We start from the raw sequence: 23450 nt of genomic DNA on the forward strand, positions 1-23450 counted from the left end.
CGAGAGCCGTCCTCCGGATGGGCCGCCGTCGATCAGAAAGACCAGGTGCCGCACACGGGCGGGGTCAGGACTTGCCGGCGAGTCCGGTGAGCTGGGCCAGGCCGCTGACCAGGCCACCGGCCAGGTCGCCGCCGCCGAAGGCGGCCGCCATGGACAGCGCGGCCAGTTTGCAGTCGCGGTCCGACAGCCGCTTGCGCGCCTGCGACCCGGTCACGATCTCCAGTTGCCGCACCTGCGGCGACACCGCGATCAGCACCGAGTCGGCGGGCTTGGCCAGCCGGGCGTGCAGCTGCTCGGCGTTCTGGCGCACCGGCTCGGCGATGTCACCGACGTACACGCTGAAGGTGAAGCCGGTGGCGTGGTCGGCCTTGGTCAGCGCGTCGTCGAGGCGCAGCAGCTGGCGGGTGGTGAAAGGTCCGTTGATCACCGCGTCCACGCCACCGGGGTGGTGGTGGGCGGTGGTCAGTTCACCAGCGGTCACTTGCGCCTCCTGTCACGTCGACCACGGGCGTCACGTCACCCGCGGCGATGAGTTCCGCGCGCGCGGCGGCGGTCAGCTCGGCGTGGCGCGCCTGCGGCCCGTCGGCGTCGGGGCGGGCCAGGAACCACACCGGCGAGTACGGGTACGGGCGGCCCGGCCTGTAGCGCTTGGCGGTTCGACGGCCACCGACAACATAGACAAGAGCAAATATCGTGGCGATCACCGCGAGCGGGATACCCACGTAGACCAGCAGGTCTCCGATATCTGGCGTGGACAAGTACAGCTCCCCGGCTCGAGTCCGATCCGAACGCTTCAACGCTAGCGGAACGGAGGTGCCCACGTGCTCAGGGGGTGAAACCCGTCGTGTCAGTCACCCAGCCGCGACAGCTGCTCGAGCACCGTCGGCCACGCCGCCGACAGCGGGTCGATGACGGCGAAATGCCCGGTATCCGGCACCGCCACCAACCGGCTGCCCGGGTGCGCCACCGCGTACGACCGCGCCAGCGCGATCGGAACCACCTCGTCGAGCACCCCGTGGAGCAGCACCACCTCCCCCGAAGGGGTGGACAGCCTGGCCGGATCGAGGTCAGCCCGCTCAGCCGCGGGGACACCGAGGAAATCACCGGCCGCGCCGTCGTCGAGATGCAACTCCTCGGCCAGCACGAGATCCGCCACGGGCGCGAGCGCGAGCGTCCCGGCGAGCCCGGCGGCGGGAGCGGCGGCGGCCGCCCACAGCGCGAGGTGACCGCCCGCGGAGTGCCCGACCACAATGACGCGGCCATCGTGCCTGGTCAGCGCGTTGGGAAGCGTGGCGATGGCGTCGGCCACGTCACGGGTGGTGACGTCGGGCACACCCGGCTGGCGCCGGTACTCGGTGGAACACACCGTCCAGCCCGCGTCGCGGATCGCGGCGGCCATCGGGTGGGTGTGCGCGCGGTCGTACTCGGGGCGCCAGAATCCACCGTGCACGATCAGCACCAGCGGACGGTCCAGGGCGCGGGCGTCGCCGTGCCAGGCGTCGGCGACGTGCTCGGGCTCCTGGCCGTAGCGCAGGGTCTCGTCGGGCGCGGTGGCGGTGCGGGTGAGCACCGAGCGGTCCTCACTCATGTCGAAAACCCGCTTCGCGCCTTTTCGACATGAGGCACTTCGCGGACTGCGTCATGATTCGCCGGCTCCGCTCGCTCATGCGGCGCCCCGGCCCAGGAACGTCAACGCGTTGCCGCCGAGCAGCTTGGCGCGCTGCGGCTCGGTCAGGAAGTCGGCCTTGGCCACGACCTGGCCCACCGGGCGCTCGCCCAGCGGGTAGGGGTAGTCGCTGCCGAGCACCACCCGGTCCTCCCCCATCGTGTCCACCAGCAGCCGCAGCGCGGCGGGCTCGAACACCACGGAGTCGACGAAGAAGCGGTCCACGTACGCGCTGGGCGGCTGCTCGGACGCCCCGCGCACCACGTCGCCGCGCCGGTGCCAGGCGTTGTCGGCCCGGCCCAGCCAGAACGGGAAGCTGCCGCCACCGTGCGCGAAGCACAGCCGCAGCGTCTCCGGCACCCGGTCGAAGACCCCGCCCAGGATCAGCGCCAGCACCGACAGGTGGGTCTCGGCAGGCATACCGGTCAGCCAGCGGGCCATCCACCGGTCCAGGCGGGGCCCGGCGGGCATGTCCCAGGGATGTACGAACACCGGCGCCCCGACCTGCGCGCAGTGCTGCAGGAACATGACGATGCCGGGGTCGTCGAGGTCGCGGTCGCCGACGTGGTTGCCGATCTCGACCCCGGCGTGCCCGGCGGCCAGGCACCGGTCCAGCTCGGCGCAGGCCAGCTCCGGGTCCTGTAGCGGCACCTGGCAGAACGGCACCAGCCGGTCCGGCTGGTCGGCGCACAACGCCAGGGTCAGATCGTTGAAGATCTTCGCGACCTTGACCGCCTGGGCGGCGGGGCGGTCGTAGCTGAAGAACACCGGGGTCGGCGAGACGACCTGCACGTCGACGCCGTCCTCGGCCATGTCGGCCAGCCGGGTCGGGGCGTCCCAGCACTGCGCGCCGATCGGGCGGAACTCGGTCTCCCCCACCATGATCATGGCGGCACGCTCGGAGTCGACGCGCAGCCAGGGCCAGCCCGTCCCGCCGCACTCGGCGGACAGGTCGGGCCAGCCCTTCGGCACGACGTGGGTGTGCACGTCGACGACGGGTGCCATCAGCCCTTGCCCGGGTGCAGCCGGCCGCACTCGCCGCAGGTGCGGGCGGACTCGCTGTCGTAGAACGCCTGGAACACCGGGGGCAGGTCGGCGACGATGTCGCGCACCTGCAGCTCCACCTCGTGCACGATGGCCGAGCACTCGGGGCAGTACCAGCGGAACTTCTCCAGCGTGCCCTCCTCGCGGACCCGCTCCACCACGATGCCGATGGAACCGGCCTCGCGCTGCGGCGAGTGCGGCAGCAGGCGCGGCAGCATCCACATGTGCCCCGCCGGCACGACCACCGTCTCGGGGCCGTCCGGGGTCATCACGTTGATCCGCAGGGTGCCCTGGATCTGGTAGAAGTACTCCTCGTACGGGTCGACGTGGAAGTCGGTGCGCTGGTTGGGGCCGCCGACCACCTGCACGATGAAGTCGTCGCCGGTGGGCAGCACCTGCTTGTTGCCGACCGGAGGCTTGAGCAGGTGCTGGTTCTCCTCGACCCAGGCCGGGAAGTTCACCGGCTCGTCGATGTGCGTCATCGTTGCTCCTCTGGGGGTAGCAGGGCCACTGCCTGGATCTCGATCAGCAGGTGGGGGTGCGGCAGCTGGTGCACCGCGACGGTGGTCCGGGTGGGGCCGGTCGCGTCGAAGTACTGCCCGTAGACCTCGTTGTAGCCGCCGAAGTCGTTCATGTTGACCAGGTACGTCGTGACCTGCACCAGGTCGGACAGGTCGGCGCCGACCGAGCGCAGGATGTCGCCGATGTTCTCGATCACGGCGCGGGTCTGCTCGCGGATGTCGAGGCTGGTGGTCCCGAACTCGTCGACCTGTGCACCGGCGATGGTGTTGTCGGGGCGGCGGCTGCTCGTACCGGAGACGAAGGCGAACCCGCCGGCGACCTTGACGTGCGGGAACTTCCCGCGCGGCACCGCCTTGCCCGCCACTACCTTCCCGCTCATGCCGTTTGAGCCCATGATTCGCTCGCTTCGCTCGCTCATGCCAGAGCCGCCTTCAGCGAGGCGAAGCCGAGGCCCTGGACGACGGCGCGCACGTGGGCGCCGGGGCTCAGCGAGACGGCTTCGGTCGCGGCACCGGCCAGGAACACCCACTCGTCCTGGAGCTTGACGCCGTGGCGGGCGGTCAGGCGGCGGCCTTCGGTCAGGGCGCGGCGCGGGTCGCCGAGGATCGCGGCGGTCGAGCCGGTCCGCGCCACCCGGCCGTCGACCTCCAGCAGCACGCCGAGGTTGGCCAGGTCGGCGGGGACCGGGCACCAGGGGCCGATCGTGTACGCCGCGGCCGAGGTGTTGTCGGCGACCACGTCCGGATGGGTGAACTCGAAGTTCGCGTACCGCGAGTCGAGGATCTCCAGGGCCGGGGCGACCGCCGCGATCTCGCCGCCGCGCAGCAGGAACGCCACCTCGGGCTCGATGCGCGGGTGGATGAACCCGGCCGTGCGCACCGTGCCGCCGTCGGGGATCGCGGTGGCGTCGGTGAGCCGCCCCCAGATCACCTCGTGCACGCCGACCTGCGCCATCTTGGCCCGGCTGGTCAGGCCCATCTTCAGCCCCACCAGCTTCTCCCCGCGCGCCAGGCGGCGGGCGACCAGCGCCTCCTGCACCGCGTACGCGGTGTCGACGCCGAGGGAGAAGTTCTTGGTCAGCTGCGGGATCGCGGTGGCGGTGACGGCCGCGTCGTCCAGCAGCTCCGCCATCTTCGCGATCTTCTCGGCCCGCTCCTCGCTCATGCTGCGCTCTCCTTGCCCGCGACCAGGTCCAGGGCCACGTCCACGATCATGTCCTCCTGGCCGCCGACCATGCGGCGGCGACCCAGCTCCACCAGGATCGAGCGCACGTCCACGCCGTACTTCTCCGACGCGCGCTCGGCGTGGCGCAGGAAGCTGGAGTAGACGCCCGCGTACCCCAGCGACAGGGTCTCCCGGTCGACCTGCACCGGGCGGTCCTGCAGCGGCCGGACCACGTCGTCGGCGGCGTCCATCAGCGCGTACACGTCGCAGCCGTGCTTCCAACCCATCAGCTCGGCGGTCGCCACGAACACCTCCAGCGGCGCGTTGCCCGCCCCGGCACCCATGCCCGCCAGCGACGCGTCCACGCGCACCGGCAGGCCGGTCCGGTTGCCCAGCGTCCCGTGCTCGACGGCGACCACGCTGTTGGCCACGCCCAGGGACAGGTTGTGGTGGGCGTGGATGCCGATCTGGGTGGACTCGTCCAGCAGCTGCCGGTACGCGTCGACCCGCTCCGCGACGTCCTTCATCAGCAGGCGGCCGCCGGAGTCGGTGACGTACACGCAGTGCGCGCCGTACGACTCCATCAGTTTCGCCTGCTTCGCCAGCCCGGCCGGGTCGTTCATGTGGGACATCATCAGGAAGCCGGAGACGTCCATACCGTTTTCCCGGGCCCAGCCGATGTGCTGGGCCGAGATGTCGGCCTCGGTGCAGTGCGTGGCCACCCGCACGCTGGTCACGCCCAGCTCGCGGGCCTCGCGCAGGTCAGCGATGGTGCCGATGCCGGGCAGCAGCAGCGTGGTCAGCTTCGCGTTGGTCATGACCTCGGCGGCCGCCGCGATCCACTCGCGGTCGGTGGCGGCGCCGTGGCCGTAGTTGACGCTCGAACCGGCCAGGCCGTCGCCGTGCGCGACCTCGATCGCGGCCACCCCGGCCGCGTCCAGCGCGGCGGCGATGGTGCGCACCTGGTCGACGGTGTAGCGGTGCCGGATGGCGTGCATCCCGTCCCGCAGCGTCACGTCCTGTACGTAGACCTCGGTCATTTCTTCATCTCCACAAGGCGCTCGGCGGTGCGCAGCGCGGCCGAGGTCATGATGTCGAGGTTTCCGGCGTACGCGGGCAGGTAGTGGCCCGCGCCGGAGACCTCCAGGAACACCGACACCTGCAGCGCGGGCGCGGCCAGCATCGGCACCTCGACCACGTCGAACTGCACCTGCTGCTTGAGCCGGTAGCCGGGGACGTACCCCTGCACCCGGGCGACCATCGCCTCCACCGAGGCGGCGATCGCGGCCTGGTCGGCGTTCGCGTCGGCGCACAGGCAGTAGACGGTGTCGCGCATGAGCAGGGGCGGCTCGGCCGGGTTCAGCACGATGATCGCCTTGCCGCGGGCGGCGCCGCCGACGACCTCGATGGCGCGGGCCGTGGTCTCGGTGAACTCGTCGATGTTGGCCCGGGTGCCGGGGCCCGCCGAGCGCGACGAGATCGAGGCCACGATCTCGCCGTACGCCACCGGGGTCACCGCGCTGACGGCCGCCACGATCGGCACGGTGGCCTGGCCGCCACAGGTGACCATGTTGACGTTGGACTGGTGCAGATGCTCGTCGAGGTTGACGGTCGGCACGACGTACGGCCCGATCGCGGCCGGGGTCAGATCCACCACGGTCTTGCCGTGCGCGCGCAGCACCTCGTCGTGATAGCGGTGTGCCTTGGCCGAGGTCGCGTCGAACACGATCTCCACCTCGTCGAACTCCGCCATCTTGACCAGCCCGTCGACGCCCTCTGCGGTCGTCGCCACGCCCAACCGAGCGGCCCTGGCGAGCCCGTCGGACTCAGGGTCGATGCCCACCATCGCCACCATCCGCAGCGACTCCGACAGCCGCAACACCTTGATCATCAGGTCGGTCCCGATGTTGCCGGACCCGATGACCGCCACTCCCGCCTTCACAGCCGCCCACCCTTTACTGCGTCGATCATGAACTTATGGCACGGCTCGACGGCGTGTCCCGTGCACAGCTTCCTGATCACCGAGCCTGCGGCCGTCGGCGCCGAGCCCGCGCGCGGCGTCACCGGACCTCCCCGCGAACCGGGGCGGCGCTGGTGAAAGCGGTGCGGACGGTGCCGAGGCCGGTGATGCGGGCCTCGTAGGAGGCGCCGGGGGTGACCGGGACCATGGGGCCGAGGGCGCCGGAGAGGATGACGTCGCCCGCGTGCAGCGGGGTTCCGGCCTGGGCCATGGTGGCGGCGAGCCAGGCGACGGCGTGGACCGGGTTGCCCAGGCAGGCGGCGCCGGAGCCGACCGAGACCGGCTCGCCCTGGTGCTCCAGCACCGCGCCGCACAGGCGCAGGTCGACCGAGGACAGTGCCACCGGCTGGTTGCCGAGCACGAACAGGCCGCTGGAGGCGTTGTCGGCGACGGTGTCCACGATCGAGATGTCCCAGCCCGCGACCCGCGAGTCGACGATCTCGATCGCGGGCAGCAGGTGGTCGGTCGCACGGATCACGTCGGCGACGGTGACCTGCTCGTACGGCAGGTCGCGGCCGAGCACGAAGGCGACCTCCGCCTCCACCTTCGGCTGGAGCAGCCGGGTCACGTCGACCTCGGCGCCGTCCCAGACGGCCATGTCGGCGAAGAGCACCCCGAAGTCGGGCTGGCCGACCCCGAGCTGCTTCTGCACGACCGGGTTGGTCAGCCCGATCTTGGCGCCGACGATGCGGCGGCCGTGCGCGACGGCGTCCTGCGTCATCGCGCGCTGCACCGCGTACGCCGAGGCCACGTCGCCGACCGGCAGCAGGCGCTCACGCAGTGGCGGGCACGGGGTGCGCGTCTCCTGCGCCTGGTGCAGAAGGCGGACCGCCTCGTCGAGGGTGTCCTTCGAGATGGCCAGGGTCATGACAGCTCCACGCACACGTTGGTCAGTTCCGAGTAGAAGGCCAGCGAGTGCACGCCGCCTTCGCGTCCCACCCCGGAGGCTTTCACACCGCCGAACGGCGTACGCAGATCACGCAGGAACCACGTGTTGATCCACACCAGCCCAGCGTCGATGCGCGCCCCGGCGCGGTGCGCCCGGCCCACGTCCCGGGTCCACACGGTCGCCGCCAGGCCGTAGTCGGAGTCGTTGGCCAGCGCGAACGCCTCGTCCTCGGTGTCGAACGGCAGCAGGCTGACCACCGGCCCGAAGATCTCCTCGCGGTTGGTGCGCGCCTGCTGGGTGAGTCCGGTCAGCACGGTCGGCTGCACGTACGCGCCGCCGTCGCGGGCGTCGCCGAAGACCGGCACCCCGCCCCCGGCCAGCACGGTCGCGCCCTCGGCCCGAGCCAGGTCGTAGTAGCCGAGCACCTTCTCGCGGTGGTTGCGCGAGATCAGCGGCATGTTCACCGTCGCCTCGTCGGCGGGCCAGCCGAAGGCCAGTTCGCTCGCCTTGCGGGCCAGCTTCTCGGCGAACTCGTCGAAGATCGACCGCTGCACGTACAGCCGCTCGGTGCACAGGCACACCTGGCCGCCGTTGGTGAAGCTGGAGCGCACCGAGCCCGCGATCGCCGCGTCCAGGTCGGCGTCGGCGAAGACCAGGCCCGCGTTCTTGCCGCCCAGCTCGAACGAGACCGCCTTCACCCCGTCGGACGCGGCACGCATGATCGCGCTGCCGGTGGCCGACTCGCCGGTGAACGTGATCGCGTCCACGCCCGGGTGCTTCGTCAGGAACTCGCCCGCCGAGTCCGGCCCGAAGCCGTGCACCAGGTTGAACACACCTTCGGGCACGCCCGCCGCCGCGAAGACCTCCGCCAGCAGCGTCGCCGAGCTCGGCGTCTCCTCCGACGGCTTCACGATCACCGTGTTGCCGCAGGCCAGGGCCGGGGCGAGCTTCCAGGTGAGCAGCAGCAGCGGCAGGTTCCAGGGCACGATGATCGCCACCACGCCCACCGGCTTGCGCACCGCGTAGTTGAGCGCCTTCACCCCGGCCGCCGTGGTCGTGGTGAACGACTCGGTCGGGGCGCTGGCCACGATGTCGGCGAAGGCCCGGAAGTTGGCCGCGCCGCGCGGGATGTCGAGGGTACGGGCCTGCGAGATGCTCTTGCCGGTGTCGGCCACCTCGGCCGTCACCAGGTCGTCGAAGCGCCGCTCCAGCTCGTCGGCGACCCGGCGCAGCACCGCCGCGCGCTCGCCCTCGCTCATCCGGCCCCACGGCCCGCGCAGCGCCGCGCGGGCGGCGGTGACCGCCGCGTCCACAGTCGCCGCGTCGGCCTCGGACACTTCGAACACCTTCTCGCCCGTGACCGGGCTGAGCTTGGCGAACGTCCGCCCCGTGTCGACGAACTCGCCGCCGACGTAGTTGCGCAGCAGCCCCGGCGCTCCCGCCGGAACGCCAGTCATCAAGATCGGATCCCAGTTCACGCGCCCGTCCCCTTCCGCCACGCCAGCGCCGCGCCGATCGCACCCAGCGCCACGACCGCCACGCCCGCCGCCGCGCCGAGCAGCCGCTGCTGGCGGCGCACCCGCCGCTGCACCTGCGCGTACGGCGTGGTCGAGAACGACACCATCTCGTACCGCGAGACATACCTGCCCGGCAGCGCCCGCTCCAGCGCGTGCTCGACCTTCTTCTGCAGCGCGAACACCGGCGAGGCGACCTTGTCGCGCATCTCCACGAAGTTGGCCAGTGCCATCTGCGCGATCGCCTCGGTGTTCGCCCGCCGCCGCGCCTCGAACTCGGGCAGCGCCCGGTCCCAGTCGTCGCCGGTCTCGTCGAGCACCCGGTCCAGCTCCACCACGTCCTCGAACGCGCAGTTCGCGCCCTGGCCGTAGAACGGCACGATCGCGTGCGCGGCGTCGCCGAGCAGGCCGACTCGGCCGTACGCCTGCCACGGCTCGCAGCGCACCGTGCCCAGCACGCCGACCGGGTTCAGCAGGTAGTCCTCCACCAGGTTCGGCGCGAGTTCCACCACGTCGGGGTAGTGCTCGGCGAAGTGCTTCTCGATCGCCGCCGGGCTGGTCAGCGACGCGAACGCGCTGGTGCCGCCGGTGGGCCAGAACAGGGTGCAGGTGAACGAGCGGTCCGGGTTCGGCAGCGCGATCATCATCGAGGAGCCGCGCGGCCAGATGTGCAGCGCGCCCGGGTCGAGGGCGAACTCGCCGTCGCGGGCCGGGATGGTCAGCTCCTTGTACCCGTAGTCCAGGAAGTCCAGGCTCTCGGTCAGGCCGACGTGCGCCAGCAGCTGACCGCGTACCGCCGAGCTGAAGCCGTCGGTGCCCAGTACGACGTCTGCCTGGGCGCTGACGCGCCCGACTGGGGTGTCGAACTGCATCTCGCCGGTCTTCGGGTCCAGGCCGACCAGGCGGTGGTCGAAGCTCGCCGACACGTTCGGCAGCGCGGTGGCCGCCGCGAGCAGCGCGTTGTTGAGGTTGCCGCGGCTGATCGAGTTGATCGCCCGGTCGCCGTCGGCGCTGTACGCCTGGAACGCCTGCTCACCCGCGACACCCGGCGACACCACCGGGTGGATCATCCGGCCGCGCATCGGCAGCGCGTCGGCCATCACCGTCTCGTCCAGGCCGATGCGGCGCAGCGCGTCCAGCCCGCGCTCGGACAGGGCCAGGTTGATGGAGCGGCCGCGCTCGACCTTGCCGGTGCGCGGGTCGGGGCGGCGCTCGTACAGGTGCACCGTGTAGCCGCGCCGGGCCAGGAAGCAGGCGAGCAGGCAACCCGCCAGCCCAGCGCCGACGACGGCGATCTCCTTGCTTTTCACGCTTCCTCCACCGGGAAGATCTCGGCGAGCGCCTGCGCGACCCGCCAGCAGTCGTGGTACGTCGAGTACAGCGGCACCGGCGCGAAGCGCACGATGTCGGGCTGCCGCGCGTCGGCGATCACGCCGTGCTCGTGCCGCAGCCGCCGGGCCAGGTCACCCGCGGACATGCCGGTGACCCGCACCGACAGCTGGCAGCCGCGCCGCTGCGGATCGCGCGGGGTCACCAGCGCCAGCGGCCGACCGGGCAGCACCTCGTCGAGCAGCGCCTCCAGGTACCCCGTCAGCCGCTCGCTGCGCTCGCGCAGGACCAGCATGCCGACCTTGTCGAACAGCTCCAGCGAGGTGCGCACCGGGCCCATCGCGAAGATCGGCGGGTTGGAGACCTGCCACGCCTCGACCGTCGCCGGGGGCCGCGACGTCGGCGTCATCTCGAACCGGGTCGCCTCGGCCGTGCTCCACCAGCCCTCGAAACGCGGCACGCGCGGGTCGCCCAGGTGCCGTTCGTGCACGAACACGCCCGCCAGCGCGCCCGGACCGGAGTTGAGGTACTTGTACGAGCACCAGGCGGCGAAGTCCACGCCCCACTCGTGCAGCCGCAGCGGCACGTTGCCCGCCGCGTGGGCCAGGTCCCAGCCGACGAGCGCACCAGCGGCCTGCCCGGCGGCGGTGATCGCCGGGATGTCCATCAGCTCGCCGGTGAGGTAGTTGACCCCGCCGAGCAGCAGCAGCGCGACCGTGTCGCCCTCGACCCGCAGGAAGTCCAGCACGTCCTCGGTGCGCAGGCAGTCCTCGCCGTCGCGCGGTCGCAGCCGCACCACGGCGGTGTCCGGGTCGTACCCGTGGAAGGCGGCCTGGCTGCGCACGGCGTAGCTGTCCGAGGGGAACGCGGAGTCCTCGATGACGATCCGGTTCCGCGACCCTTCGGGCCGGTAGAACGACACCATCAGCAGGTGCAGGTTGACCGTCAGCGAGTTCATCACGACGGTCTCGGTGGGCAGCGCCCCGACCAGCCGCGCCGCGGGCCCGGTCAGGAACTGGTGGTACGGCAGCCACGGCCGCGCCGCGTCGAGATGCCCCTCGACCCCCAGCCGCGCCCACTCGTCGAGATCGGCCAGCAGCTCCTCCCGGGTGGCCTTCGGCGGCAACCCCAACGAGTTGCCCGCCAGGTACGCCACCTCCGGGTACGCCCCGCCCTCAGCCGGTGGCACCCGGAACAACTCCCGGTGCCCGCCGTCCGCGGCGTCCCGCTCCCGCGCCTCTTCCTCGCTGAACCTCATGCCACTCTTCTTCTACGTTGATCATGAATTTATGGACGCTGGTGGCGAGTCGTCGGTGGTCCGCCGTTCAGGCGGGCCGCCGGGACGAGCCACCAGCGGAGTGCTCGACGGCGTGTTTCAACCCTGGCGCCGTGATCACCTCGGGGAAACGGCGCCCCGGTGTGGAAAGCGGCTGCCCTGAGCCGACTGTGCCTTACATCAGGGTGCGCGCGGACCAGAGTTCGGGGAAGACGGTGCGGGACATGCTGCGCTGGAGCCAGGCGTACCCGTTGGAGCCGCCGCTGCCGACCTTCGCCCCCATGGTGCGCGCGACCGCGCGCAGGTGCCGGTGGCGCCACTCGTCGAAGCGCTCGGACACCTCGGTCAGCGCCTCGCCGAGCTGGCGCAGGTGGTTGTCCGGGCTGTCGTCGCGGTAGATCTCCACCCAGGCCGCCTCGACCGCCGGGTGCGCCTGGTGCTCCTCGGCCAGGTCGCGGGTCAGCACGTCGGCGGGGATCGGGAAGCCCTGCCGGGCCAGCAGCGCGATCACGTCGTCCCACACACTCGCGCCGTGCAGGGTCGCCAGCAGGTCGTGGTAGACGTCGTCCTGCCGCTTGAACGGCCGGACCAGGGAGGCGGTCTTCAGGCCGAGCAGGAACTCCAGGTGGCGGTACATCGCCGACTGGAAGCCCGAACCCTCGCCGAGCAGGTTGCGGAAGCGGTTGAAGTCGGCCGGGGTCATCCAGTGCAGCGCCTGCCAGGCCGCGATCAGGCCGTCCAGGTGCAGCACGGTACGTCGCAGCGGCGAAAGCGCCCCCCAAACGTCGTCCTCACCCAGCAGCCGCTGGGCCTCGCGCAGCTCGAACCGCACCAGCCCGAAATAGAGCTCCATCACCTGGCTGATCATGAGGAAGGACATCTCACCGGGGTCCTTGCTCAGGGTCTGCTGCAGGCTGTGCAGGGTGGAGGCGTGCACGTACGCGTCGTACGGCGTCTGGTCGGCGAACTCCAGGGTGGGTTCGCCGCCGTTGGCCACCGCGCGCTCGTCACGCTCCTCGGCGGTGGCCGGGCGTACGACGGTCGTCGAAGTCTTGGCGTCCACGTGGATCCTCCGTTCACGGATGCGGACATCCTGTCCCCGGACACCCGTCACGCGGAATGCCGTTTCAACGGCGCCGGGGCCGAACGGCTTTCGGTTCATAATCGAGTTCGAGATCGCGGTTTACGAAGGGAAGGTGCCGCGTGGACGACATGGACTGGGCACTGCTGCGCGAGCTGCAGGACGACGCGCGGCTGTCCTTCAGCGAGCTGTCCCGGCGGGTCCACCTGTCCCCGCCCGCGGTCGCCGAACGGGTCCGGCGACTGGAGGAGTCGGGCGTGATCACCGGATACCACGCCCAGATCGACCTCGGCGCGGTCGGGCGGCCGGTGGTCGCCCTGATCCAGATGTCCTGCTACGGACCCGGCTGCATCCTGCGCGACCCGACCGTGTCCCAGTGGCCGGAGATCCTGGAGATCCACCGCATCACCGGGGACGCGTGCAGCATCCTCAAGGTCGCCGCGCCCTCGATGGAGGCGTTCGAGGCGGTGATCGACCGGCTGGCCCGACACGGCCGCCCCTCCAGCACCATGGTCCTGTCCACCCCGCTGTCCCGCCGCCCCATCACCCCCATGCCCCCACCCGAACCCTGACCCGCCGCGCACCGCGCCGCCCCCGCGTCGCGCTCTGGCTCGGGAAGGTGCAGTTTCGGCGAAATTGCACGAATTGCGGCCAAGTTTCCAGCACTTTCCCCGAAACTGCAGCCCGATCCCGGTGAGGCGGGCCCGGGGAAGGCGGTGAGTTTTTCATGTTTCGGTGGGCGGTGGCGTCGGTGATGAGAGGATTCCTCCTAGCCCGGTGGGTTTCGCCGGGATCGCCGACGATGGGGGAAACATGCGGTCTGCCATCCGGGTCGCAGCCGGTGTCGCGGCACTGGCCGTGGCGGGGCTGAGCGTGCCCGCGCCCGCCTACGCCGAGGGCGTCTTCGTGGAGGTCAACCCGAGCACGATCCAGGCGGGGTTCCAGGTCGCCATCCGGGCGAGCTGCGGCGACGCGCTGAACAACGCCAAGGTGCACTCCGAGGCGTTCGGCGAGGTCACCGTGGAGCCGGTCAACGCGTACCTGATCGCGGCGGCGACCGTGCCCGAGCACAAGACCCCGCGCGGGTACACCGTGAAGCTGACCTGCCCCAGTCGGCAGACCGCCACCACCACGCTGTGGGTGGTCGGCGAGCACACCTCGCACCGCGGCCCCAACACCGGTGGCGGCTTCCTGGCCGGTGACGACGGCAGCACGCTGATCGGTGCGGGCGCCGCCGCGGTGGGGCTGGGCGCCGGGGTGGCGCTGCTGGCCCGGCGGCGCCGGACGATCCCGCAGGGCTGACCGTGCGCGGCCGGTGGAGCCGCCCGGTGGCGCTGCTGCTGGTGCTGGCGGGACTGTTCAGTGTCGGGATCGGACTGGGGCGCGCGCACGGCCTGTCGCTGGCCGAGCTGTTCCGGGGGCAGGGCAAGCCCCCGCCGGGCGAGTTCCCGGTGCTGGCACCGAGCCGCCCGCTGCGCATCGAGATCCCGTCGATCAAGGTGAAGGCGTACGTCCACGGGGTGGGCCTGGACGCCGACGGCGCGGTCGCCACGCCGTCACTGCTGCTGCGCAACGAGGCGGGCTGGTTCCAACAGGGCCCGACGCCCGGCCAGTACGGGCCCGCGATCATCGTCGGGCACGTGGACACCAAGGACCGTCCGGGCGTGTTCCACCGGCTCAACGAGGTGAAGCCGGGCCAGCGGATCGAGATCACCCGCCGGGACGGCCGGATCGCGGTCTTCGAGGTCAACACCGTCGAGCGCTTCGCCAAGGACGCTCTGCCGGTCAAACGCGTGTACCAGGACTTCAGCCGCCCCGGGTTACGGGTGATCACCTGCGGGGGCCGCTGGGTCGGCGGCAAGCTCGGCTACGCCGACAACATCGTGGTGTTCGCGAGCCTGGTCAGCACCCGCAAAGGCTGAAGGTCAGGCCGGTTCGAGCCACTGCGCCCAGCGCGGGTCGGGCGCCCGGTGGCCGAGCACTCGCCAGATGACGCCATGCGGGACCGCGGGCTTGACCGGCAGCCGCCAGCCGAGGTCGGCCAGGGTCTTGTCGCCCTTGTGGTGGTTGCACCGGGCGCACGCGGCGACCACGTTCTCCCAGGCGTGCGGGCCGCCCTTGGAGCGCGGGTGCACGTGGTCGATGGTCTCGGCCGGGCCCTGGCAGTAGACGCACCGCCCGCCGTCGCGGGCGAAGATGGCCCGCCGGGACAGGCCGACCTGGGTCCGGTACGGCACCCGGACGAAGCGGGTGAGCCGGGCGACCAGCGGGACCGGCACGTCGTGGCGGTAGCTGTGCAGCACCCCGTCGCCGTCGGCGACGCAGACGGCCTTGCCGGAGAGGATGAGGATGGCGGCCCGACGCACGGATACGACACACAGCGGCTCATAGGTCGCGTTGAGGAGCAACGCGGCGGAAGAGGCTGCGGGTCGTATGTCAGGCATCGGTATCACCCTCTGTCGCCAGGGCCTGACGCCGGGGCCTCAGATCCCACCTGTCACTGTGACCATCGTCCCCGATAGATCGTGTGATTGCACCTACAATTTGCGGCGCTCTCATGAATTCTCGGACGCAATACGCCCAGCTCATAGGCATTTGCGAGATAAATCCCGGGCGCCTGTGCCGAGATGAGCGGGGCCGGGGGCCGCCGGGGTGCGCCGCTCGTCCAGCGGGCGCCGCCTTCGCCGTCTCAAAACGGCCTACGCGCCCCGCGACCAATGCGGACGGTCGCTAATCTAGTGCGGCCCGGGGAAGCCACCGACGGGGGGTGACCGACCGGCGCGATACCCTGGGCTCTCGCCACCGACCGACGAGGTAGTACGCCGACATGCTGCTCAGTAAGCTCGCCCTACTCGCACCGGACCCTGCGGGCTCACCCACGCCGTCCGCCCAGTGTCTGAAGGACGGACTCTGCAAGAGCCTCTACGACCTCACCGACTCGATCTGGCTCGCCGACGGCGGCTTCTACCTGCTGATCAAGCCGCTGCGCATCCTCGCGATCATCCTCGGCGCGATGATCGCCCGCGCCGTGATCAGCCACTTCATCATGAACGTGGTGAAGCGGGCCTCGGCGGGCAAGTCGCCGACGATGCTGCGGCCGCTGCGGGAGAAGATCCCGTCCTCGGTCATGAACGCCACCACGGTCTTCCCGGAGCGCCGCCGCCAGCGGGCCGAGGCGATCGGCTCGGTGCTCAAGAGCATGGTGACGGTCGGCGTGTTCTCCATCGCCTTCCTGATCGTGCTGAGCGAGTTCGGCATCGACCTGGCCCCGCTCATCGCCAGCCTCGGCATCGCCGGCGTGGCGCTCGGCTTCGGCGCGCAGACGCTGGTCAAGGACCTCATCGCGGGCCTGTTCATGCTGCTGGAGGACCAGTACGGCGTGGGCGACGTGGTCGACACCGGCGAGGCGGTCGGCGTGGTCGAGTCGGTCGGCCTGCGCACCATCACCGTCCGCGACGCGCGCGGTGTGCTCTGGTACGTGCGCAACGGCGAGATCATCCGGATCGGCAACAAGAGCCAGGGCTGGGCCCAGGTGATGGTCGACGTGCCGATCGGCTTCGTCGGGGTGGAAGAGGCCACCGGGGTGCTCCGGCAGGCCGTGGCGACCTTCGCGGCCGACCCGGAGTTCGCCGGGGACTTCATCGACCCGCCGCAGGTGCTGGGCGTGGAGAGCATCAGCGTCGACGGCGCGGTGCTGCGCACCATCTGCAAGACCTCGGCCGACAAGCAGTGGATCGTGCAGCGGGAGCTGCGCCGGCGGCTGACCGAGGCGCTGGAGGCGTCGGGTATCGCCGCACAGATGCAGGCGGCCCGGACGCTGCGCGCGGCCGTACCCCCGGAAGAAGGAACGGTCACCACGGCTGAGTCAGCTAGCTGACCGACCACCACGGCATCAGCCGTAGAGGCTAGCGCTTTATCCACCGATCGGGCAGAATCTACCGTCGAGATCCCTACCGGGACGGCCATTCGACGTGAACGTACGACAGGATGACGTTCCTCGACACCCACGTCGTGATCGATGGAGGTCCATCCGGTGGTGCACCCCTCCGCCCCCACCAGCACACCACCGCCGAACGACCCCCCGGCGCAGGTGGCCGCAGCCGTCTCGCAACCCGAGCGGCGGGCGACCTTCAGTGATGTGCTCGCCAACCGCGAGTATCGCGGGATCCTGAGCGCGGGGGCGCTGTCCTGGCTCGGCGACTACCTGGCCAAGGTCGCCGTGACGGCGCTGGTCTTCGACCAGACCCGCTCGGCGGGCGCCGCGGCGGCCACCTTCGCCATCAGCTTCGCGCCGTGGCTGCTGCTCGGGCCGCTGCTGAGCGCGGTCGCCGACCGGTATCCGTACCGCAACGTGATGGTCGTCAGCGACGTGGCGCGGATGATCCTGATCGCCCTGGTCGCCGTGCCCGGCCTGCCCCTGCCGGCGCTGATCGGCCTGCTCTTCCTGACCTCCCTGGGCAACCCGCCGTACGACTCCGCCCGCTCCGCCCTGCTCTCGCAGATCTTCTCCGGTGACCGCCTGGTGCTGGGCATCTCGCTCAATCTCAGCCTCAACCAGACCGCCCAGATAGTCGGATACCTGGCCGGAGGGGTGCTCGCCGCGCTCAACCCGAGGCTGGCGCTGAGCCTCGACGCCGCCACCTTCGCGATCTCGGCACTGGTGCTGTGGACCATGGTCGGCCGCCGTCCCGCGGTCAACGACCGGGCCACCCGGCGCAACCTGGTGCGGGAGACCGGCGACGGCTTCGCGATCGTGTTCGGCACCGCCGCGCTGCGCGGCATCGCGGTGCTCGTCTTCACCTCGATGCTCTTCGCGATCGTGCCCGAGGGCCTGGCCGTCATCTGGGCGCATCACCTGGAACCGACCGGCACCGCCGCCGAGGTGGGCTTCGCCCAGGGCCTGATCATGCTCGCCAGCCCGATCGGCTATGTGCTCAGCGGCCTGCTGGTCGGCCGCCTGGTCGCCGCGGAGACCCGGCGCCGCCTGATCCGGCCGCTGGCCCTGCTCGCCGCGCTGTCGCTGGTGCCGGCGCTGACCGATCCGCCCCTGTTCACCGTGTGCCTGATGGCCGCCGTCTGCGGTTTCTGCATCGCCGGGATGATGCCCGCCGCGAACGGCCTGTTCGTGCAGGCGCTGCCGAACCAGTACCGGGCGCGTGCCTTCGGGGTGATGCAGGCCGGGGTGCAGTTGGTGCAGGGCTCTTCGGTGCTGGTCACCGGCATGCTGGCCAACCACTGGCCCCTGCACCAGGTCGTCGGCCTGTGGAGCGTGGCCGGGGTGGTGCTGGTGCTGGTCGCGCTCAGTGTCTGGCCCCCGGCGGACCTCTTCACCGCCGCGATCGAGCGGGCTCGCCGCCTGAACGAGGCTCCGGCCGCCGGGTAACCTGGGCCGGGTGAGCGAACAGACCGCCCCCGCGACACAGACACCGCCGAACTACTTCGAACTGCTCGGCGGCGAGGACACCTTCCGCCTGCTGGTGGACGAGTTCTACGCCGGGGTGGCCGCCGATCCGGTGCTGCGGCCGATGTATCCGGAGGAGGACCTCGGCCCCGCCAACGACCGGCTGCGCAAGTTCCTCGTCCAGTACTGGGGCGGCCCGACCACGTACCAGCAGGAGCGCGGCCACCCGCGGCTGCGTATGCGCCATGCCCCGTTCGTCATCGGCAGCACCGAGCGCGACGCCTGGCTGCACCACATGCGCCACGCCGTCGACGTGCTCGAACTCTCCCCCGAGCTGGACCGCATGCTGTGGGACTACCTCGAGCGCGCCGCCTACTTCATGGTCAACGCGGAGCATTGAGGTAAGGGAGGGCCCCTTCTTATCGTTTTATGACGAGGAAGGGCCCTTCTTAACCCTCCGGGAGCGCTCTGCTGGTCGGGAGCTTCGTTAGACGGGTGGAATGCCCGGAAAACGAGGAGACATCCTGATGCGCCGTCGCGTCATATCGCTGACCGCCCTGGCCGTCCTGGCCGCCGTGGGAGCGATCACCGCACCGGAAGCCGTCGCCAGACCGAGTGCGACCGACACCGTCAGCGAAGACCCCGTCGACTGGACGCCGCACGTCCTAGACGGCGAGGTTGAGGCGATCGCGGTGGTCGGCGAAACCGTCGTGGTGGGCGGCGAGTTCAGCACCGTCGTGGACAGCGACGTCGAGTACGAGTACGAGCGCCACAACATCTTCGCCTTCAGCCTGCGCACCGGCGCCGTGCTCGACTTCGCCCCCCAACTGGACGGCGAGGTGATGTCGCTGGCCGCGGGCCCGGACGGGTCGGTGTTCGTGGGCGGGGCGTTCCAGCGGGTCGGCGGCGAACACCGGCGCGGTCTGGCCCGGCTGGACCTGGCCACCGGCAAACCGGTCCCCGGCTTCGCCGCCGTGATCAACTGGGGTGACGTACGCGGCCTGGTGCCCAGCGGTGGCTGGCTCTACCTGGCCGGCTCGTTCAGCGCCATCGGCGCCGTGGAACGGATCGGACTGGCCCGGATCGACCCCGGCACCGGCGCGGTCGACCGCCGCTGGGACGCTCGGCTGTCCGCGCCCGAGATCGGTCGGGTGAAGGTCGAGGACATCGCGATCACGCCGGCCGGCGACCGGCTGCTGGCGATCGGCGCGTTCACGAGGGTCGGCTCCGCCCGGCGGGTCCAGGCGGCGATGTTCGACCTGACCAGGCCGAAAGCGGCGCTGGCGTCCTGGTGGACCGACGCGTACATGCCGCTGTGCCGCGACGGGTTCGACACCTACATGCGCGGGGCGGACTTCTCACCGGACGGCTCGTACCTGGTCATCGTGACCACGGGACGGCTCAGCGGGCGGCGGCTGACCTGCGACACGGCGGCGCGGTTCGAGACGTACACGGCGGGGCGGACCGATCCGACCTGGGTCAACCACACCGGCGGCGACTCGCTCTACGCCGTGAAGATCATCGGTGGCGCGGTGTACGTCGGCGGGCACCAGCGCTGGCTGGACAACCCGTTCGGCCACGAGTCGGAGGGGCCGGGCGCGGTGCCGCGGCCCGGGGTCGGCGCGATCGACCCGGACACCGGGGTGGCGCTGCCGTGGAACCCGACCCGCACCCGCGGGGTGGGCGTGAAGGCGTTCGCGACGACCCCGCTGGGCCTGCTGGTCGGCTCGGACACCGAGGAACTCGGCCGGGAGTTCCACGGCCGCATCGGCCTGTTCCCCCGCCCCAACTGACCCGTACACCGACGTCGGCCCGGCCTCGCAGCGCGCGAGTGCCGGGCCGGTCTGCGTCAAGATCGCGTGCAGTTTCGGGGAAACCGCACGAATGCGGGCGCTGATTCCAGCAGTTCTCCCGAAACTGCCGGAAAGCCGCCTGAGCACGACCTGCCACGGTGCGAGGGTGGCAGGACGAGGTCAGAGCAGCAGGCCGCCGTCGGAGTGCATCCAGTCGACGAAGGTCGTCGACACCGAGGCCGCGCAGTCCAGGAGCTCCATCAGCAGCGCGTCGTGCGCCCCGGACCGCAGCGGCACCTGCCATTCGGCGTAGATCGGCAGCTGACCCCGCTCGGTCGGGTCGCCCACGTACGCCTTGGCGAACCGGCGGGTGTGGTTCCACTCGTTGACGGCGCGGTAGGCCAGGTCGGCCAGCTCCGGCGGGACGGTGGCGTGCGGCCGGGCCCGGATCACCAGGATCTCGTCATCGGGCCCCTCGACCGCGAACAGCAGGGCGTGCCGCTCCCACAGGGCGAGCAGGCTCTCCTCGCCGTCGGACAGGTACCGGATGTCGAGCAGATCCAGCGTGGCGGCGATGCGGCGCAGGTTGACCGGTGGGGTCTCGCTGACAGCCAGCTTGGTCGGGGCCGGTGGAAGACTGTCCATCATGGACAGGTCATCCGGCACTTCGAAGAGCCCACGCTGCTGCGGAACGACCCGTTGCCGCGCCGTGCTCGCCGCCGCGGACTGCCCCCGCCATCCGCGTTGCCATGAGAACCAAGCCATCGCTCATGCTCCTGTCCGACGTAGCTTGATGCCGACCAGATAAGTGCTGAGGGAGAGCAATTGCCTACCCTCAGTTCATCCCCCGGCGAGAGGCTACCCGGACAGCCGCCTTCCGTCATCCCCTTACCGGCCGTCCCAGGCTAAATGAACGAGCCGTGATCAACCAATAGGACGAGAGGCGATCGGTCGGACAGTCAACGCCGAGGTGGCCCGGATCCAAGCCGTACCAAAGGAAGCGGCCAATCCGGTCCACGGTCCGGCGGTGACGACGCTCACCTGGCCTGATGTGCCAAGGAAGCCCATCCGCACCACAGCCTGGACCAGCCGCTGCGGTACAGAAAAGGGTACATCGTCTATATCGGACTTTCCGGTGATGACAACGTGGTCAAGGAGTGCGTCGCGCAACACCCGCTGCCCCACGGCCCGGCCCCGCAGCCCGTCGGCCTCCACCTCGCGCAGGGTGGCCGCGGCCGCCTCCGCCGCCTGGCGCACCACCGCCACCGGCAGCGACTCCAGCACCCGGCCCGGCGCCGGCGGCAGCGGCTGTCGCCAGTCGCCGTCGCGTTCCGGCAGCCGCGGCTCGCCCGCCAGCAGTGCCGCGGCCGTGGTCACCCGGTCGCCGGAGGCGGGGCCGTCGACGGTACGGGTCACCAGCACGCCCCACGGCAGCACCGCCCACAGCGCGGTGCGGTCGGCCCCGACCGGGCGCAGCCGCACCAGGGCCGCCGGGTCCAGCCGGACCAGGCGGCTCAGGAACGCGGCCGCGTCGGCGGTCGGTGCCGTGTTCGGGTGCGCGGACACGGTGCTCAACTGACCAGCCACGGCTTGAGGAAGGACTGCTCAGCCTCGGTGAGCCGACGCGGGCGGCGGCGCTCGAGGTCGTACGGCACCAGCACGGTGCGAGCCCGGCTCGCCAGCAGGTCCCCGTCGAACAGCTCGTAGCAGATGGTGAAGCGCGACGCCTTGAGGTCGTCGACCCACAGCTCGATGCGCACCGGGTCGCCGTAGTCGACCGGACGCAGGTAATCCACCTCGTGCCGGGAGACCACGATCCCGTCCTCGAACGAGGTGACCCCGGCCTCGCGGGCGCCGACGAACATCATCGCGACGCGGGCCTCCTCGTACAGCGTGAGGAAGCGAGCGTTGTTGACGTGCCCGTAGGCGTCAAGGTCGGACCAGCGCAGCGCGCAGTGGTAGGTGAACCTCATCGTTGTCGCCTCATGATCATGATGGTCGCCCGGCGTCCAGGGTCCGCTGACCCCGCCGCCGGGCGACCTGGTGGATCTTCGTCAGTCGCGGGTCAGCTTGCGGTGGGTGACCCGGTGCGGACGGGCGGCCTCGACGCCGAGGCGGTCAATCTTGTTCTTCTCGTACGCCTCGAAGTTGCCCTCGAACCAGAACCACTTCGACTCGTCCTCGTCGGTGCCCTCCCACGCGAGGATGTGGGTGGCGACGCGGTCGAGGAACATCCGGTCGTGGGAGATGACCACGGCGCAGCCGGGGAACTCCAGCAGCGCGTTCTCCAGGCTCGACAGGGTCTCCACGTCCAGGTCGTTGGTGGGCTCGTCGAGCAGCAGCACGTTGCCGCCGATCTTGAGGGTGAGTGCCAGGTTGAGGCGGTTGCGCTCGCCACCGGACAGCACGTTGACCGGCTTCTGCTGGTCCGGACCCTTGAAACCGAACGCGGCGACGTACGCCCGCGACGGCATCTCGACCCTGCCGACCATCAGGTAGTCCAGGCCGTCGGAGACGACCTCCCAGACCGTCTTGGCGCTGTCCAGGCCGGCTCGGTTCTGGTCGACGTATGACAGCTGCACCGTCTCGCCGACCTTGACCGTGCCGTCGTTGGGCTGCTCCAGCCCGACGATGGTCTTGAACAGAGTCGTCTTTCCGACACCGTTCGGACCGATGATTCCCACGATGCCGTTACGCGGCAGCGAGAAGGACAGGTTGTCGATCAGGATCCGCTCGCCGAAGCCCTTGACCAGGGCCTTCGCCTCGATCACCGTGCTGCCCAGGCGCGGGCCCGGCGGGATCTGGATCTCCTCGAAGTCGAGCTTGCGGGTCTTCTCCGCCTCGGCCGCCATCTCCTCGTAGCGGTCCAGTCGGGCCCGCGACTTGGTCTGGCGGGCCTTGGCGTTGGAGCGGACCCACTCCAGCTCCTCGGACAGCCGCTTCTTCATCTTGGCGTCCTTGCGGCCTTCGACGCCCAGCCGCTGCGCCTTCTTCTCCAGGTAGGTGGAGTAGTTGCCCTCGTACGGGTACGCGCGGCCGCGGTCGAGCTCCAGGATCCACTGCGCCACGTTGTCGAGGAAGTAGCGGTCGTGGGTGATCGCGATGACGGTGCCCGGGTACTTGGCCAGGTGCTGCTCCAGCCACAGCACGCTCTCGGCGTCCAGGTGGTTGGTGGGCTCGTCGAGCAGCAGCAGGTCGGGCTGCTCCAGCAGCACCTTGCACAGCGCCACGCGGCGCTTCTCGCCACCGGACAGCGGGCCGACCGGCAGGTCGGGCTCCGGGCAGCGCAGCGCGTCCATGGCCTGCTCGAGCTTGGAGTCGAGGTCCCAGGCGTCGGAGTGGTCCAGCTCCTCCTGGAGCCGGCCCATTTCGTCCATGAGCGCGTCGGAGTAGTCGGTCGCCATCAGCTCGGCGATCTCGTTGAACCGGGCGAGCTTGCGCTTGGTGTCGGCGACGGCGAGCTCGATGTTCTCCAGCACGGTCAGCGACTCGTCCAGCCGCGGCTCCTGGGCCACCATGCCCACGGTGTAGCCGGGCATGAGCCGGGCCTCGCCGTTGCTCGGGATGTCCTGGCCCGACATGATCCGCAGAAGGCTGGACTTACCGGCGCCGTTCGGGCCGACCACGCCGATCTTGGCGCCCGGCAGGAAGTTGAGCGTGACGTTGTCCAGCACAACCTTGTCGCCATGTGCCTTGCGCGCCTTTTCGAGCGTGTATATGAACTGGGCCACGGGCGGGCCAACCCCCTTCA

General features: G+C 70.8%; 26 protein-coding genes. 7 read left to right on the top strand and 19 right to left on the bottom strand.

Features of this window, described 5'->3' with window-relative positions:
• Nucleotides 1-64: 64 nt before the first annotated feature.
• From KUA19_RS28695 to KUA19_RS28760, 14 genes are all read right to left on the bottom strand, one after another.
• Complete coding sequence (locus KUA19_RS28695; RefSeq protein ID WP_217400797.1) at nucleotides 65-481, bottom strand: DUF5130 family protein; 417 nt, start codon at nucleotides 479-481, stop codon at nucleotides 65-67.
• Nucleotides 468-758 carry an aa3-type cytochrome oxidase subunit CtaJ gene (gene ctaJ, locus KUA19_RS28700; RefSeq protein ID WP_217400799.1) on the bottom strand — a complete coding sequence of 97 codons (291 nt, stop codon included), beginning with the start codon at nucleotides 756-758 and terminating at the stop codon, nucleotides 468-470. Before ctaJ ends, KUA19_RS28695 begins: the two co-directional genes overlap by 14 nt.
• Nucleotides 759-847: 89 nt before the next feature.
• A complete protein-coding gene (locus tag KUA19_RS28705; protein WP_217400801.1) occupies nucleotides 848-1588 on the bottom strand; it encodes an alpha/beta hydrolase in 741 nt (246 codons plus the stop codon).
• A gap of 75 nt (nucleotides 1589-1663) precedes the next feature.
• Nucleotides 1664-2674, bottom strand: a complete 1011-nt coding sequence (locus tag KUA19_RS28710; protein WP_217401059.1) for an amidohydrolase family protein — start codon at nucleotides 2672-2674, stop codon at nucleotides 1664-1666.
• Nucleotides 2671-3192, bottom strand: a complete 522-nt coding sequence (locus tag KUA19_RS28715; protein WP_217400803.1) for a 3-hydroxyanthranilate 3,4-dioxygenase — start codon at nucleotides 3190-3192, stop codon at nucleotides 2671-2673. The genes KUA19_RS28710 and KUA19_RS28715 overlap by 4 nt, the downstream gene beginning before the upstream one ends.
• Nucleotides 3189-3611, bottom strand: a complete 423-nt coding sequence (locus KUA19_RS28720) for a RidA family protein (protein ID WP_217400805.1) — start codon at nucleotides 3609-3611, stop codon at nucleotides 3189-3191. Before KUA19_RS28720 ends, KUA19_RS28715 begins: the two co-directional genes overlap by 4 nt.
• A gap of 35 nt (nucleotides 3612-3646) precedes the next feature.
• Nucleotides 3647-4396: a 2-keto-4-pentenoate hydratase gene (locus KUA19_RS28725; protein ID WP_217400808.1), complete on the bottom strand. Its 750-nt coding sequence runs from the start codon at nucleotides 4394-4396 to the stop codon at nucleotides 3647-3649.
• Entirely contained in the window at nucleotides 4393-5436 is a 1044-nt protein-coding gene (gene dmpG, locus KUA19_RS28730) for a 4-hydroxy-2-oxovalerate aldolase (RefSeq protein ID WP_217400810.1), read from the bottom strand. The genes KUA19_RS28725 and dmpG overlap by 4 nt, the downstream gene beginning before the upstream one ends.
• Nucleotides 5433-6338, bottom strand: coding sequence for an acetaldehyde dehydrogenase (acetylating) (locus KUA19_RS28735; RefSeq protein WP_217400812.1), 906 nt, complete (start codon nucleotides 6336-6338; stop codon nucleotides 5433-5435). Before KUA19_RS28735 ends, dmpG begins: the two co-directional genes overlap by 4 nt.
• 118 nt (nucleotides 6339-6456) lie before the next feature.
• Nucleotides 6457-7284: a 2-keto-4-pentenoate hydratase gene (locus tag KUA19_RS28740; RefSeq protein WP_217400814.1), complete on the bottom strand. Its 828-nt coding sequence runs from the start codon at nucleotides 7282-7284 to the stop codon at nucleotides 6457-6459.
• Complete coding sequence (locus KUA19_RS28745; RefSeq protein WP_217400816.1) at nucleotides 7281-8762, bottom strand: 2-hydroxymuconic semialdehyde dehydrogenase; 1482 nt, start codon at nucleotides 8760-8762, stop codon at nucleotides 7281-7283. The genes KUA19_RS28740 and KUA19_RS28745 overlap by 4 nt, the downstream gene beginning before the upstream one ends.
• 17 nt (nucleotides 8763-8779) lie before the next feature.
• The gene (locus KUA19_RS28750; RefSeq protein WP_217400818.1) at nucleotides 8780-10129 is read right to left on the bottom strand and encodes an FAD-dependent oxidoreductase; all 1350 of its coding nucleotides are present in this window, start codon (nucleotides 10127-10129) and stop codon (nucleotides 8780-8782) included.
• A complete protein-coding gene (gene kynU, locus KUA19_RS28755; protein WP_217400820.1) occupies nucleotides 10126-11406 on the bottom strand; it encodes a kynureninase in 1281 nt (426 codons plus the stop codon). Before kynU ends, KUA19_RS28750 begins: the two co-directional genes overlap by 4 nt.
• Before the next feature lie 193 nt (nucleotides 11407-11599).
• Nucleotides 11600-12493 (bottom strand): tryptophan 2,3-dioxygenase, encoded by an 894-nt coding sequence (locus tag KUA19_RS28760; protein ID WP_372451876.1) that lies wholly within the window; start codon nucleotides 12491-12493, stop codon nucleotides 11600-11602.
• 134 nt (nucleotides 12494-12627) lie between these two features.
• Here KUA19_RS28760 and KUA19_RS28765 point away from each other — a divergent pair, with 134 nt between their 5' ends.
• The 3 genes from KUA19_RS28765 to KUA19_RS28775 all read left to right on the top strand — a co-directional run bounded on the left by KUA19_RS28765 (nucleotide 12628) and on the right by KUA19_RS28775 (nucleotide 14427).
• On the top strand, nucleotides 12628-13077 hold the full coding sequence (locus KUA19_RS28765; protein ID WP_217400824.1) for an Lrp/AsnC family transcriptional regulator: 450 nt from the start codon (nucleotides 12628-12630) through the stop codon (nucleotides 13075-13077).
• 241 nt (nucleotides 13078-13318) lie between these two features.
• Entirely contained in the window at nucleotides 13319-13807 is a 489-nt protein-coding gene (locus KUA19_RS28770; RefSeq protein WP_217400826.1) for a hypothetical protein, read from the top strand.
• A gap of 26 nt (nucleotides 13808-13833) precedes the next feature.
• A complete protein-coding gene (locus KUA19_RS28775) occupies nucleotides 13834-14427 on the top strand; it encodes a class F sortase (RefSeq protein ID WP_308167694.1) in 594 nt (197 codons plus the stop codon).
• A 3-nt stretch (nucleotides 14428-14430) separates the two neighbouring features.
• On the opposite strand, the gene KUA19_RS28780 is transcribed toward KUA19_RS28775, so the two are convergent.
• Nucleotides 14431-14949: an HNH endonuclease gene (locus tag KUA19_RS28780; protein ID WP_217400828.1), complete on the bottom strand. Its 519-nt coding sequence runs from the start codon at nucleotides 14947-14949 to the stop codon at nucleotides 14431-14433.
• A 383-nt stretch (nucleotides 14950-15332) separates the two neighbouring features.
• Between KUA19_RS28780 and KUA19_RS28785 the strand changes: the two genes are divergently transcribed.
• From KUA19_RS28785 to KUA19_RS28800, 4 genes are all read left to right on the top strand, one after another.
• Nucleotides 15333-16382: a mechanosensitive ion channel family protein gene (locus tag KUA19_RS28785; protein WP_217400830.1), complete on the top strand. Its 1050-nt coding sequence runs from the start codon at nucleotides 15333-15335 to the stop codon at nucleotides 16380-16382.
• Between the two features lie 156 nt (nucleotides 16383-16538).
• Nucleotides 16539-17888 carry an MFS transporter gene (locus KUA19_RS28790; protein ID WP_308167696.1) on the top strand — a complete coding sequence of 450 codons (1350 nt, stop codon included), beginning with the start codon at nucleotides 16539-16541 and terminating at the stop codon, nucleotides 17886-17888.
• Between the two features lies 1 nt (nucleotide 17889).
• Nucleotides 17890-18306 carry a globin gene (locus KUA19_RS28795; RefSeq protein WP_217401065.1) on the top strand — a complete coding sequence of 139 codons (417 nt, stop codon included), beginning with the start codon at nucleotides 17890-17892 and terminating at the stop codon, nucleotides 18304-18306.
• Nucleotides 18307-18433: 127 nt separating this feature from the next.
• On the top strand, nucleotides 18434-19699 hold the full coding sequence (locus tag KUA19_RS28800; RefSeq protein ID WP_217400832.1) for a PKD domain containing protein: 1266 nt from the start codon (nucleotides 18434-18436) through the stop codon (nucleotides 19697-19699).
• A gap of 180 nt (nucleotides 19700-19879) precedes the next feature.
• Here KUA19_RS28800 and KUA19_RS28805 read toward each other — a convergent pair whose 3' ends face one another.
• From KUA19_RS28805 to ettA, 4 genes are all read right to left on the bottom strand, one after another.
• The gene (locus KUA19_RS28805) at nucleotides 19880-20347 is read right to left on the bottom strand and encodes a type III secretion system chaperone family protein (RefSeq protein ID WP_212829158.1); all 468 of its coding nucleotides are present in this window, start codon (nucleotides 20345-20347) and stop codon (nucleotides 19880-19882) included.
• 276 nt (nucleotides 20348-20623) lie between these two features.
• A complete protein-coding gene (locus KUA19_RS28810) occupies nucleotides 20624-21286 on the bottom strand; it encodes a DUF8185 domain-containing protein (protein WP_308167699.1) in 663 nt (220 codons plus the stop codon).
• Nucleotides 21271-21672, bottom strand: a complete 402-nt coding sequence (locus KUA19_RS28815; RefSeq protein ID WP_217400834.1) for an acyl-CoA thioesterase — start codon at nucleotides 21670-21672, stop codon at nucleotides 21271-21273. The genes KUA19_RS28810 and KUA19_RS28815 overlap by 16 nt, the downstream gene beginning before the upstream one ends.
• An 81-nt stretch (nucleotides 21673-21753) precedes the next feature.
• Nucleotides 21754-23430: an energy-dependent translational throttle protein EttA gene (ettA, locus tag KUA19_RS28820; RefSeq protein ID WP_217400836.1), complete on the bottom strand. Its 1677-nt coding sequence runs from the start codon at nucleotides 23428-23430 to the stop codon at nucleotides 21754-21756.
• Nucleotides 23431-23450 lie beyond the last annotated feature (20 nt).

The organism is Catellatospora tritici, assembly GCF_019083965.1.
Taxonomy (GTDB): domain Bacteria; phylum Actinomycetota; class Actinomycetes; order Mycobacteriales; family Micromonosporaceae; genus Catellatospora; species Catellatospora tritici.

Coding starts and splice junctions, on each gene's coding strand:
- KUA19_RS28785 (WP_217400830.1), top strand. CDS start 15,333: ATGCTGCTCAGTAAGCTCGCCCTACTCGCACCGGACCCTGCGGGCTCA.
- KUA19_RS28705 (WP_217400801.1), bottom strand. CDS start 1,588: ATGAGTGAGGACCGCTCGGTGCTCACCCGCACCGCCACCGCGCCCGAC.
- KUA19_RS28745 (WP_217400816.1), bottom strand. CDS start 8,762: ATGACTGGCGTTCCGGCGGGAGCGCCGGGGCTGCTGCGCAACTACGTC.
- KUA19_RS28800 (WP_217400832.1), top strand. CDS start 18,434: ATGCGCCGTCGCGTCATATCGCTGACCGCCCTGGCCGTCCTGGCCGCC.
- KUA19_RS28715 (WP_217400803.1), bottom strand. CDS start 3,192: ATGACGCACATCGACGAGCCGGTGAACTTCCCGGCCTGGGTCGAGGAG.
- KUA19_RS28815 (WP_217400834.1), bottom strand. CDS start 21,672: ATGAGGTTCACCTACCACTGCGCGCTGCGCTGGTCCGACCTTGACGCC.
- kynU (WP_217400820.1), bottom strand. CDS start 11,406: ATGAGGTTCAGCGAGGAAGAGGCGCGGGAGCGGGACGCCGCGGACGGC.
- KUA19_RS28770 (WP_217400826.1), top strand. CDS start 13,319: ATGCGGTCTGCCATCCGGGTCGCAGCCGGTGTCGCGGCACTGGCCGTG.
- KUA19_RS28805 (WP_212829158.1), bottom strand. CDS start 20,347: ATGATGGACAGTCTTCCACCGGCCCCGACCAAGCTGGCTGTCAGCGAG.
- KUA19_RS28780 (WP_217400828.1), bottom strand. CDS start 14,949: ATGCCTGACATACGACCCGCAGCCTCTTCCGCCGCGTTGCTCCTCAAC.
- KUA19_RS28720 (WP_217400805.1), bottom strand. CDS start 3,611: ATGAGCGGGAAGGTAGTGGCGGGCAAGGCGGTGCCGCGCGGGAAGTTC.
- KUA19_RS28725 (WP_217400808.1), bottom strand. CDS start 4,396: ATGAGCGAGGAGCGGGCCGAGAAGATCGCGAAGATGGCGGAGCTGCTG.
- dmpG (WP_217400810.1), bottom strand. CDS start 5,436: ATGACCGAGGTCTACGTACAGGACGTGACGCTGCGGGACGGGATGCAC.
- KUA19_RS28740 (WP_217400814.1), bottom strand. CDS start 7,284: ATGACCCTGGCCATCTCGAAGGACACCCTCGACGAGGCGGTCCGCCTT.